Annotated in this window: 10 protein-coding genes; 5 read left to right on the top strand and 5 right to left on the bottom strand. The window is 74.6% G+C overall.

Features of this window, described 5'->3' with window-relative positions:
* Nucleotides 1-2 precede the first annotated feature (2 nt).
* The 3 genes from ABD994_RS11660 to ABD994_RS11650 are packed head-to-tail and all read left to right on the top strand — an operon-like array spanning nt 3 to nt 2477.
* Nucleotides 3-1121 carry a PP2C family protein-serine/threonine phosphatase gene (locus ABD994_RS11660; protein WP_345414339.1) on the top strand — a complete coding sequence of 373 codons (1119 nt, stop codon included), beginning with the start codon at nt 3-5 and terminating at the stop codon, nt 1119-1121.
* Nucleotides 1118-2155, top strand: coding sequence for a cobalamin B12-binding domain-containing protein (locus ABD994_RS11655; RefSeq protein ID WP_345414337.1), 1038 nt, complete (start codon nt 1118-1120; stop codon nt 2153-2155). The genes ABD994_RS11660 and ABD994_RS11655 overlap by 4 nt, the downstream gene beginning before the upstream one ends.
* Before the next feature lie 4 nt (nt 2156-2159).
* Nucleotides 2160-2477, top strand: a complete 318-nt coding sequence (locus tag ABD994_RS11650; RefSeq protein WP_345414335.1) for an STAS domain-containing protein — start codon at nt 2160-2162, stop codon at nt 2475-2477.
* Between the two features lie 78 nt (nt 2478-2555).
* On the opposite strand, the gene ABD994_RS11645 is transcribed toward ABD994_RS11650, so the two are convergent.
* From ABD994_RS11645 to ABD994_RS11625, 5 genes are read right to left on the bottom strand one after another with little or no spacing between them, the layout of a single operon-like run.
* Nucleotides 2556-4667, bottom strand: coding sequence for a DUF222 domain-containing protein (locus tag ABD994_RS11645; protein WP_345414333.1), 2112 nt, complete (start codon nt 4665-4667; stop codon nt 2556-2558).
* Between the two features lie 52 nt (nt 4668-4719).
* Nucleotides 4720-5571 (bottom strand): LLM class flavin-dependent oxidoreductase, encoded by an 852-nt coding sequence (locus ABD994_RS11640; protein WP_345414331.1) that lies wholly within the window; start codon nt 5569-5571, stop codon nt 4720-4722.
* A gap of 57 nt (nt 5572-5628) precedes the next feature.
* Nucleotides 5629-6678 carry an alpha/beta fold hydrolase gene (locus tag ABD994_RS11635; RefSeq protein WP_345414329.1) on the bottom strand — a complete coding sequence of 350 codons (1050 nt, stop codon included), beginning with the start codon at nt 6676-6678 and terminating at the stop codon, nt 5629-5631.
* Nucleotides 6678-8285 carry an acyl-CoA dehydrogenase family protein gene (locus tag ABD994_RS11630; RefSeq protein WP_345414327.1) on the bottom strand — a complete coding sequence of 536 codons (1608 nt, stop codon included), beginning with the start codon at nt 8283-8285 and terminating at the stop codon, nt 6678-6680. Before ABD994_RS11630 ends, ABD994_RS11635 begins: the two co-directional genes overlap by 1 nt.
* Nucleotides 8269-9015: a Crp/Fnr family transcriptional regulator gene (locus tag ABD994_RS11625; RefSeq protein WP_345414325.1), complete on the bottom strand. Its 747-nt coding sequence runs from the start codon at nt 9013-9015 to the stop codon at nt 8269-8271. The genes ABD994_RS11630 and ABD994_RS11625 overlap by 17 nt, the downstream gene beginning before the upstream one ends.
* 128 nt (nt 9016-9143) lie before the next feature.
* Between ABD994_RS11625 and ABD994_RS11620 the strand changes: the two genes are divergently transcribed.
* Nucleotides 9144-10106: a cyclase family protein gene (locus ABD994_RS11620; protein WP_345414323.1), complete on the top strand. Its 963-nt coding sequence runs from the start codon at nt 9144-9146 to the stop codon at nt 10104-10106.
* Nucleotides 10106-11770, top strand: a complete 1665-nt coding sequence (locus tag ABD994_RS11615) for an AMP-binding protein (protein ID WP_345414321.1) — start codon at nt 10106-10108, stop codon at nt 11768-11770. The genes ABD994_RS11620 and ABD994_RS11615 overlap by 1 nt, the downstream gene beginning before the upstream one ends.
* The last annotated feature ends 15 nt before the right edge of the window (nt 11771-11785 follow it).

The following is an 11785-nucleotide window of genomic DNA, read 5'->3' as shown; positions in this document are numbered from 1 at the left end:
ACGTGGGCGGGCGCCGAGCTCGGCGGCGGGCGTCCCCGCCTCGGCACGCCGGGACGCCCGAGCTCGAGCGCGTCCCGCACCTGGCTGCCGTCCTCGCCGGCGACGCCGACGGCACCGGCGACCCCCGCCTCGCCGCCGAGCTCACGGCCCTCACCGGGCTGGCCCCCGACGCCGGCGGCGTCCCGCTGCGCGTCTGCCCGGTGCCGACCACCGGCGTCGTCGAGGCGCTCGTCGTGCTGGCCGACCCGCGCCTGCCCGACCACGGCGACCTCGCGGCCGCCGAGGAGGACCTGCTCGGCGCCTACGTCGCCCGCGCCGGCACGGCGCTGGCCGCGGCCGCGCTGCACGAGGAGCAGGCGCACCTCGGCGCCGTCCTGCAGGAGAGCCTCGCCGCCCCGCGCCTGCCCGAGACCCCGGGCGTGCTGTGGGGCGCGGCCTACCGCCCGGCCCGCGAGACGCTGCGCGTGGGCGGCGACTTCTACGAGGTGGTCGGCGGCGCCGGACGTTCGGCCTTCCTGCTCGGCGACGTCTGCGGCAAGGGCATCGAGGCGGCGGTGCTCTCCGGGCGGGTGCGCCAGTCCTGGCACGCGCTGCGCCTGCTCGAGGACCGTCCCGGGCGCTTGCTGCCGCTGCTCAACACCGCGCTGCTCGACGCCGTCGCCACCCGCGACGAGGACCCGCGCTTCGCGACGATGGTGCTCGGCGACGCCCACCCGGCCGCCAACGGCACGGTGACGCTGCGGCTGGCCAGCGGCGGCCACCCGCCGCCGCTGGTGCTGCGCGCCGGCGGCGAGGTCGAGGCCGTGCCGGTGGCCGGGATGCTCGTCGGCGGCATCCGGGACGCCCGGTTCGGCGAGGCCGAGGTGACCCTCGCGCCCGGCGACACGTGCCTGCTCTACAGCGACGGGGTCGTCGAGGCCCGCGGGTCCGGCGACTTCTTCGGCGAGGAGCGCCTCGCCGCCACCCTGCCGCGCTGCGCCGGCGCCCCGCCCGCGGTGCTCTGCGAGCACCTCGAGCAGGTGGTCGTCGGGTGGCTCGACGGGCACGACCACGACGACGTCGCGCTGCTCGCGATCCAGGCGCCGCCGCTCCCCTCCCGACCCGCGAGGAGCGAGGCGTGACGATCACCGACCCCGACCGGCTGCGCGCCGCCTACCTGGACCGGCTCGCCGCGTCGGACGAGTCCGGTGCCGTCGCCGTGGCGCTCGGCGCCCTCGACGCGGGCGTCGACGCCGAGACGGTCCTGCTCGACGTCGTCGCGGGCGCGCAGCGCGAGATCGGCGACCGCTGGGCCGCGGGGGAGTGGACGGTCGTGCAGGAGCACGTCGCCACCCACATCAGCGAGCGCGTGGTCGCCGCGATCGCCCAGCGCGCCCCGGTGCCCGCTCCCTCGGGGCTGGGGACGGTCGCGGTCGCGTGCCTCGACGGCGAGTGGCACGGCCTGCCGGCGCGGCTGCTCGCCGAGGTCCTGGCCCGCCACGGCTGGGCCGTCGAGTTCCTCGGCGCGTCGGTGCCCGCCGCGCAGCTCGCCACGCACGTGCACCGTGTCGGCCCGGACGTGGTCGCGATCTCCAGCTCGCTGCCGTCGCGGCTGCCCGCGGCCCGGCGCATGGTCGAGGCGTGCCGCGCCACCGGCACGCCGGTGCTGGCCGGGGGTCCCGCCTTCGGCGAGGACGGCCGGTGGGCCCGGGCGGTCGGGGCCGACGGGTGGGCGCCCGACGCCCGCGCCGCGGCGGCGATGCTGGCCGCCGACCCCGACGGGCCCTGGTTCCGCGACGAGGTCACGGTCGCGACTCCTGCCGGTGATCGCAGCGCCCGGGAGGAGCAGGCGGTGCTCCACACGCGCCGGGCCGAGCTGGTCCGGCTCGCGGCCGCCGCCGCACGGCCCGGTGTCGAGATCACCGCCGTCCCCGAGGAGCTCGCCGACGACCTCGGCCACCTCGTCGACTTCCTCGCGGCCGCGGTGTTCGTCGACGACCCCACGCTCTTCGACGGGTTCGTCTCCTGGGTCGGGTCGGTGTCGATCCCGTCCGGGCTGCACGCCGAGGAGGTCGGGCCCGCGCTCGACGCCCTCGCCGTCGCGCTCGCGGACTCGCCCCGCACCGTCGGGCTCCTGCGGGGTGCGCGCGGGGGACTCCCGGAGCCGGTGGGGTGAGGCCGTGACGGAGCTGACGATCCGCACCGAGCGCACCGGCGGTCACGCCGTCGTGCTGGTCGGGGGCGACCTCGACTACGACAGCCACGGCCGCCTCGACGACGCCGTCGGCGCGGCGCTCGACGCAGCACCCGAGGGCCGGCCGTCGGGCCTGGTGCTCGACCTCGCCGACGTCACCTACTGCGACTCCTGCGGCCTGCGGGTCCTGCTCGGGGCCCAGCGCCGGGCGAGCGAGATCGGGGCGACCTTCGCCCTGCGTGGCGCCCACGGGCAGCCCGCCCGCGCGCTGCGCCTCACGGGCCTGGACCAGGTCTTCGGCTAGGACAGCGGCTCGGTCGGGGGATGCTCTGCCCGACCTATCCACGTCGATCTTCCGAGCTTGTCAGGAGTGCTATCGGGGTCAGAACGGTGGCGGGTCGTCGGCGGGGTGGACGGCGGGCCTGGTGGTGGTGCGCTGCGGCTCGGCCAACCCGGTGCGCCGTCGGTAGTGGGCGCGCCAGTCGGGGTGGTCGTCGTCGGCCCAGACCGGCCCGTCGTCGGGTAGTGGGCGGGGTGCGGCAGCGGGTCGGGGCGCGACCGGCTCGACGAGGATCTTTCTCGGTCTGGTGGTGTGCCGGATGCCGGCGCGGGTGCGCCACACGAAGTGCCCCGGTGCGGGTTGGTGCAGTGTCCAGCCGCCGTGGTGTTTGGCGCGGTGGTGGTGGCGGTCGAGCACGCCGAGGTTCCAGTCCAGGCTCGGCCCACCCCACGCGTGGTCGACGGTGTGGTCCAGGTCGGCGGACTGGGCGCGGCGTCGGCAGGCGGGGGCGACGCAGCAGCGGTCGCGGACCCGGGTCCAGCGGTCGATCTCGACCCGCGGCCGCCGGCGGGAGAAGTCGGCTCCGGTGGCCGCCGGCGGCCCGCCCTCGCGGGGTAGCTCGGCCAGCCTGGCCTGGAGCTCGCCGAGCAGCGGCGCCCACCGGCCGTGGTCTCGGGGGTCGAGGGCAGCGAGCAGTGTCGTCGGAACGTGGAGTTCGACGATCGCCCGGCACCGCTGCCCCGACCCGCCCGGTCGGGGCCGGTGTGGTCGCCGCCGGGCGAGCAAGACGTGCTGCAGGCGGCCCTGGTCGTCGGTGCAGACGATCCGCCACTCCCCTTGGCGGTAGTGGTTCAGCAGGGTGCGGGCGGGGTGGGCCAGGACGGTGCCGTAGCCGGGCACCTGGCCGGGCAGGTCATCGAGCCCCAAGGCCGTCGAGAGCCGCAGCCGCACCTCCCCGACCCCGGCGCGCACCCGGCCGGGGCCGGGCTCGGGCCCTTCGAGCAGCCGCGGGAACGGTTCCGGTTCGCCGGGGAGATCGGGTAGGTCGAGCAGACCCTGCCCGGTGCCGCCTTCCGTGCCGCCGCTGGGGCCGCCGCACTCGGGGCCGCCCGGCTCGTCGCCAGCGGGGCCGCCGGTGGCGCCGTGGTCGTCCTCGCGGCCGCGCGGTCCAGGGCAGGGCTCGGGGTCGGGCCCGCCGTCGCTGGGTCCGCCGTCGCTGGGTCCGCCGTCGCTGGGGTCGCCGTCGCTGGGTCCGCCGTCGCTGGGGTCGCCGTCGCTGGGGTCGCCGTCGCTGGGTCCGCCGTCGCTGGGGTCGCCGTCGCTGGGGCCGCCGCCGGTGGGTCCACCATCGCTGGGACCGTCGCTGGGGCCGCCACCGGGGTCGGGGTCGTTGCCGGGGGCGTGATACTCGGCAGCCAGCAGGACGGCCACCGCGCGGTCGTCGAGGCCGGCCAGGGACCCGTCGAGCAGCCGCTCGGCCACCTCCCTGCGCAGCGTCCCGACCGGGGTCAACACGCCCAACCCGCGAATGGCGGCGGCGAGGGCGTCGACCCGGTCGCGCATCGCCAACCCCGACGTCGCCGCCACATCCACCAGCGACAAGGTCGCCGTGCCGGACGGGTTGGCCTGCAGGATCAGCCGCCCGTTGCGCCGCGCCTTGGCTTCGCGGCGGGCCGCCCAGTCGGGGTCGAGCTCGATGACGACCTGCTCGATGCGGTCGATCAACTCCCCCACGGGCATGCTCGTTGCCGCCGGCAGCAGCACGTCGGCCACGTGACGAGCCAGGTCGTCGGGCACATCCCGGGTCCACTCACACAACCGCGACGCTCTGGCGAGATCGAGCCGGCCCTCCCACACGGCTTGGCCGACCGCGGGGAGGCGCGTCTCGAGATCGTCGGCCAGCCCCAGCTTGCGGGTGGCCATCGACCGCGACCAGCACATCGTCGCGGCGACCTCGTCCCCTGAGAACTCGTCACAGCCCGCATAGCGCTCGGTCGAGCCCGCCCGGGCCCGACCCAGGTGGTGCATCGCCGTCAACGTCCGGGACTCCGAGCGGGCCTGCTGGCGGGCGCACGCCCGCAGATACGCGGCCAGGTCCTCCCCGGCCAACGCCGCCGCCGACAGCTCCTCCAACAGGCCATCCAGCTCCGGACCCGCGATCAGACCATCCAAGACAGCGGCCACCGAGGGCCGCACGTCCTGGTCGATGCTCACGGACGGAACGCTAGCCCCGACCCCCGACAGTCCCGGGCCCGACGATCGATGCCTACCTGATGATCTCGTCCGCCACCCACCGCGCGACGCCCTCGGGCCACGGCGCGGGCAGGCCCAGCGTCACGTGCCCGAACCCCGCCGCCACGGCCTCGCCGACGGCCTTCCGCGTGTCCTCCGGGTGCTCGTAGGACACCGGCAGGTGGATCGAGCGCGTGATCTCCGTAGGGTCGCGGCCGATCTCGGCGCAGTACCGGTCGAGCAGGGCGCTGCGCTCCACGCAGTCGGCGAGGTCGCCGCCGGGGATGTTCCACAGGTCGGCGTGCCGCGCCACGACGCGGAGCGTCGCGGAGGCCCGACCGCCGATGAGGATCGGCGGGCGCGGTCGCTGCACGGGCTTCGGGTTGCCGAACGCGCCGGTGACCTGCACGTGCTCGCCGTGGAAGTCGAACGGCGCGTCGGAGGTCCACAGCCGCTCGATCACCGTGCACGCCTCGTCGAGCGCTGCGACCGAGTCGCCGAAGTCGTGGTACGGGAGCCCGTGCGCCTCGTACTCCCGCCGGGCCCAGGGGATGCTCGGCCGCGAACCGGCCCCGAGGCCCAGGACCAGTCGGCCGCGCGAGACGTGGTCGACCACCGTCGCGATCTTCGCGAGCAGGGCCGGCGGGCGGATGCGGTTGCTCGTGACGAGCAAACCCACCGCGAGCCGCGAGGTCTGCGCCGCGAGGGCCGACAGCAGCGTCCAACCCTCGAGGATCGGGCCGTCGATCGAGCCACCGATGGGCAGCAGGTGGTCGAACAACCACGCGTGCTCGATCTCCGGGACGGTGTCGGCCTCGCGCCAGACGCGCAGGACGTCGTCGTAGCTGACCTGCTGGGGTGCGGTGACGATGCCGAAGCTGGGCACGAGGTCTCCCGAGGAAGGCGGAACTCTGTTCCGCCTACGATACGGAACCTCGTTCCGCTAACGCAACGACTCCAGGAACGCCCAGTACGTCGCGGCCCACCGGTCCGCGGCGTCGACGTGCGGGCCGTGGCCGGAGTCCGGGAAGGGCTCGATCTCGACGCGCCCCCGGGCCGCGCGGTACGCCTCGAGGACGTCGCGGATCTGGCTGACCATCGGCTGGGGCGGGAAGACGTCCGCGCCCGGCCAGCCGGGCACGACCCCGCCGGCGCCGAGCGTGCCGAGCTCGAGCGCCGAGCCGTCGGCCACGACGACGTCCTGCCCGCCGTGGGTCCACAGCACCGGCGGCCTGTCGCGCAGGGTGGGCAGCCAGGACCAGTCGCAGTACTTGGGCGACAGGGCGTTGAGCAGTCCCCGCGTGCCCGGCGCGGCGCCCGGCCAGTGCTCCGAGGGCGCGGCGTCGCCGGGGTAGCCGTCGTCGGTGATCTGCGTCAGCAGGATCTCGTCGACGAGCAGGTCCTCGCGTGCCGGCGGCTCACGGTGCCCCGCGCGCCAGTAGGTCGCGTTCATGACCGTGCGCGGCGAGAGCGGGCTGTCCTCGGAGCGGTCGCCGTCGCGCAGTCGCTGCACGAACTCCGGGTTGGCGACGCCCGCGCCCGAGCCCGCGAAGTCCGGGAAGCACGGGCGGCCGTCGCGGAACACCCCGCCGAACCCGTACGGCGAGACCGGGTCGAGGAACGTCAGCGACGCCACCGGACGCGCCCGGGCGACCAGGGCGATCGCCGCACCGGCCGTGGACCACCCGACGAGGTGGGGCGGGCGGTCGATCCCGAGGGCGTCGAGGAAGCCGACGAGGTCGTCGGCCCAGTCGCCGAGCCCGCGGGTGCCGTCGATCGGGGCCGGCTCGGTACGCCCGAACCCGCGCATGTCCGGGGCGAGGATCCGCCAGCGCTCGGGGGCGCCGGGCATGAGGTGCTCGAAGAAACGGCCGGTCGAGAGGTTGCCGTGGACGAACACCACGGGCTCGCCGTCGGCCGGCCCGGACTCGAGGTAGTGGGTGCGGACGCGGCCCTGGACCTCGGCGGCCCGCACACCCGGAAGGAGGTCCATCAGGTCACCGGGAGCCGGTCGAGGACGGCGTCGACGTCCGTGCCCCGCGGCAGGGTCCCGAACGCGTGGCCGCCCCCGCCGTCGACCCGTGACGCGACGTACGCGTCGGCCACCGCCGCCGGCGCGTGCCGCACGAGCAGCGCCCCCGAGAGCAGCACGGCCATCCGCTCGGTGAGCCGGCGCGCGGAGCGCTCGTCGGCGTGCGCGAGCTCGGCCTCGACCTCCTTGCGGCCGGCGTCGATCCGATCGTCGACGCCCGACACCTCTGCCCGCCAGGCCTCCAGCGACGCCGGCTCCCGCGCGAGGATCCGCAGCAGGTCCAGCGCGTTGACGTTGCCCGAGCCCTCCCAGATCGAGTTCAGCGGCGACTCGCGGAACAGCCGCGGCATCCCGGACTCCTCGACGTAGCCGTTGCCGCCCAGGCACTCCAGCGCCTCGCCGACGACGGCCGTCTGGCGCTTGCAGATCCAGTACTTGCCCAGGGTCACGCCGATCCGGCGGAACGCGGCGTCGTGGGGATCCCGCGCGGACCGGTCCTGCGCCCCCGCCAGCCGCATCGCCAGCGTCACCGCCGCCTCGGACTCGCACGCCAGGTCGGCCAGCACCTCCCGCATCAGCGGCTGGTCGTACAGCGTGCGACCGAACGCGGCCCGGTGCCGGACGTGGTGCGCCGCCCGCGACACCGCCGCCCGCATCCCGGCCGCCGAGCCCAGCGCGTTGTCCAGGCGGGTGCAGGCGACCATCTCGATGATCGTGCGGACCCCGCGGCCCTCGTCGCCGACGCGCCAGGCGACGGTCTCGTCGAACTCGGGCTCCGAGGACGCGTTGGAACGGTTGCCGAGCTTGTCCTTGAGCCGCTGGATGCGGAACGTGTTGCGGGTGCCGTCGGGCAGCACGCGCGGCACCAGGAAGCACGTCAGCCCGTCCGGGGCCTGCGCGAGCACCAGGAACAGGTCGCACATCGGCGCGCTGGTGAACCACTTGTGCCCGGTCAGCCGGTAGGTCTCGCCGTCGGGCCGGGCGACCGTCGTGTTGGCCCGGACGTCCGACCCGCCCTGCTTCTCGGTCATGCCCATGCCGGCGAGCAGGCCGCGCTTCTCGGTCGGTACGCGCAGGCCGGGCTCGTACACCCGGCTCGTCAGGCCCGGGCCGTACGCCGCGAGCAGCTCCGGCGCCGCGCGCAGCGCGGGCAGCACGGCGTAGGTCATCGAGACCGGGCAGCCGTGCCCCGCCTCGAGCTGCGACCAGGTCAGGAAGCCCGCGGCGCGGGCGACGTGGGCGCCGGGCCGGTCGTCCGCCCAGGGGGCGCCCGCGAACCCGCGCCCGACGGCCTCGGTCAGCAGCGCGTGGTAGCCCGGGTCGTAGTCGACCTCGTCGACGCGGTGGCCGACGCGGTCGTGCGTGCGCAGGCGGGGCTCGTGGCGGTGCGCGGCGTCGGCCCACTCCTGCGCTTCCGCGGAGCCGGCCCGGCGCCCGACCTCGTGCAGCTCGTCCCGGGCCCAGCCGGCCCCCTCGCGCTCCAGGGACTCGAGCAGTGGGGGATCCGCGGCCACGTCGTGGCCGACGAGATCGGGGACCTGGTTGGTGACCTCATGCGTCGCGGGCACGGGCGGATCCGACCACGCCGCGCGCCGGGCGGCCAGGGCCGGGCGCGGCGCCGCCGCGGGCCAGCGCGACCAGCGCCGGCCGGTCGAGCAGGTGGTAGACCCCGCGGCCGACGGGCTGGATGATGCCGCGCGCCGCGAGCGTGGCCAGGGCCTGGTTGACCGACTGGCGGGCGGCCCCGAGCCGGCTCGCGACCTCCGCCTGGCGCAGCGTCACGACGATGAGGTCGGCGTCCGGGCGCTGGCAGGCGAGCAGGAACTTGGCCACCCGGCGGGTCACGGGCAGCGACCCGAGATCGGTCATCTGCTCGGTGAAGGCCTGCAGGCGCTCGGCGATGTGGCGGGCGATGGCGATGCCGAGGTCACGATCGGCGTCGAGCATCCCGGGCAGGGCGCTGCGCGGCACGCGGAGCACCCGGGTGCCGTCGAGCAGGGCGCGCATCGTGGCGAAGTAGGGGATGTCGGCCACGACGTTCTCCAGGCACAGGCTCTCGTGCCGCACGTCGGTGACGAAGTAGAGCATCGACTCGGGATCGCTCGGCTCTCCGCGCCAGGCGCCCACCCGCCCGGCGAGCAGCACGAAGAAGGCGTCCGGTGCGCCGCCCGAGCGGTAGAGCGCGGCGTCGCGCGCGAGCGTCTCCACCCGGCAGGAGCGGGCGAGCGCGGCGAGGTGGCCGGGCGCGAGGCGGCGGAACCACTCGATCTCCGCGAGCTCCTCGACCATCGGCCGCATGGAGCAACCGTAGCGAACGTTGTGATGGGCGTCGCCGTCCGCGAGGGCCAGCACTTGTCGCTGCGTGGTCGACGGGGCACCGTGGGCCACGTCACGGTGATCGTCAACGTGATCTCGAGGAGGAGCTCATGGCCGACGCCCCGTCCATGCGGGAACTGCTGGGCGACAACCCGCCGCAGAACTGGGGGAAGTGGGGTGACGACGACGAGGTCGGGTCGCTGAACTACCTCGACGCGAACCAGGTCCTGCGCGGTGTGGGGAGCGTGCGCGACGGCCAGGTCCTCACGCTGCAGTGCCCGATGGGCCACCCGCACGGCGACCCGGTCTTCCCCGGCCGCGAGGGCATCAAGCGCGAGATGGTCTGGGACCAGGAGCTGTTCGAGTCGGGCAACGGCCCGAGCTTCCCGGGCGGCCTGCGCGCCAGCGACGACAAGGCGGAGATCTTCCTGCAGGGCTCGTCGCAGTACGACGCGCTCGGCCACGCCTGGTACGACGACACGCTCTGGAACGGGCGCTCGGCCGACACCACCAACGGCGGCGGCATGAGCTGGGCGTCGGTGCTGCCCATCGCCACGCGCGGCATCGCCGGGCACGGGGTGCTCATCGACATGGCCCGCCACCGCGGCAAGGAGTGGCTGGACAAGGGCGAGACGTTCACCCACCGCGACCTCGAGGAGGCCGCGGCGGCCCAGGGGACGTCGATCGAGAACCGCGACATCCTGCTGGTGCGCACCGGCTTCCTGAAGTACTTCTACGCGACGCCGGCCGACGAGTTCTACGAGGGCTTCGTGGAGCCCGGCCTGACGTACTCCCGCGAGCTGGTCGAGTGGTTCCAGGACAAGGAGATCCCGAACCTCGTCACCGACACCATCGCCAACGAGGTCACCGCCGACCCCGAGAGCGGCGTGCTCCTGCCGCTGCACGCCTCGCTGCTGCGCAACCTCGGCGTCAGCCTGGCGGAGATCATCTGGCTCGACGACCTCGCCGACGCCTGCGCGGCCGACGGCCGCTGGGACTTCCTCTACACCGCCGCGCCGCTGAAGATCCACGAGGCCACCGGCGCGCCCGTGAACCCGGTGGTGATCCGCTGATGGGCACCTATGACGACCGCCCGTGGCTGGCGCGCTACCGCGAGGACTACCCGGCGGACCTCGAGGTCGAGTTCCCGAGCGCGCTGCACATGTTCCGCGCGGCGCTCGAGCGCGACCCGGACGGCATCATCGTCAAGTACTTCGACGGCACGTTGACGATGCGCGAGCTCGACCGGCTCTCGGACCAGTTCGCCGTCGCGCTGGTCGACCGGGGCTTCGAGAAGGGCCACCGGCTCGCCACCTACCTGCAGAACATCCCCCAGGTGCTCATCGCCGTGATCGGCACCTGGAAGGCCGGCGGCATCGTCGTCTCGATCAACCCGATGAGCCGCGTCCGCGAGCTGACGACGCTGCTCACCGACTGCGAGGCGACGGCGATCCTCGCCGAGGAGGACCTGTTCGGGCAGGTCGCGGCCGAGGTCGTGCCGACGATCCCGTCGCTGCGGATCGCGTGGACGACCTCGCCGCTCGAGTTCCAGACGCGCCACGACGAGCGCCTCTTCAAGGGCGTCGAGCGCACCCGCCACGAGGGCACCGAGGACCTCACCGAGGTGCTGGAGTCGGTCGGAGACCGCACGCCCGAGCCCGTCGAGCTCGACGGCGACGACGTCGCCTTCCTGGGCTACACGTCGGGCACCACCGGCCCACCCAAGGGCGCGATGAACACCCATCGCAACATCGTGTTCAACGCCCAGACCTACCGGGACTGGATCCAGCTCGGCCGCGAGGACTCGATCTTCGGCGTGGCCCCGCTGTTCCACATCACCGGCGTCGTCGGGCACATGGCGATCGCGCTGCTGCTGCCCGCGCCGCTCGTGCTGGCCTACCGGTTCGAGCCGGGCGTGGTCGTCGACGCGATCCGCGAGCACCGCCCGACCTTCTCCATCGGGTCGATCACGGTGTTCATCGCGATGATGAACGCGCCGAACGCCGACCGCGACGCGCTGTCGTCGATGGTCAAGGTCTACTCCGGCGGCGCGCCGATCCCGCCCTCGACGGTCAAGGCGTTCCAGGAGCAGTTCGGCCACTACATCCACAACTTCTACGGGCTCACCGAGACCAACTCGCCGTCGCACGGCGTCCCCCTCGGCGGCGACGCGCCCGTGGACTCGGCGTCGGGCGCGCTGTCGGTCGGCGTGCCGGTGTTCTCCACCGTCGTGCGGATCGCCCGCGACGACGGCAGCGACGCCGACGTCGGCGAGGTCGGCGAGATCGTCACCCGCGGCCCGCAGGTCGTCCCCGGCTACTGGAACAAGCCCGAGGAGACCGAGAACGCGCTGCGGGCGCCCGACGGGTCGGTCGAGCTCAAGACCGGCGACGTCGGCTACATGGACGACCAGGGCTGGTTCTACGTCGTCGACCGCAAGAAGGACCAGATCAACGCGGGCGGCTACAAGGTCTGGCCCCGCGAGGTCGAGGACGTGCTCTACGAGCACCCCGCGGTCCGCGAGGCGGCCGTCGTCGGCGTCCCCGACGAGTACCGCGGCGAGACGGTGAAGGCGTTCGTGAGCCTGCGCCCGGGCCAGGAGGTGACGCCCGACGAGCTCATCGCGTTCTGCAAGGAGCGGATGTCGGCGTACAAGTACCCCCGCCAGGTCGAGCTCATGGACGAGATCCCGAAGACCGTCACGGGCAAGCTCCTGCGCCGCGCGCTGCGCCAGTAGCCGGACGTCGGCGAG

Source organism: Actinomycetospora chlora (genome assembly GCF_039542135.1).
Lineage (GTDB): Bacteria > Actinomycetota > Actinomycetes > Mycobacteriales > Pseudonocardiaceae > Actinomycetospora > Actinomycetospora chlora.
The sequence above is the reverse complement of the archived record's forward strand: the minus strand, read 5'-3'. Positions and strand labels throughout refer to the sequence as shown.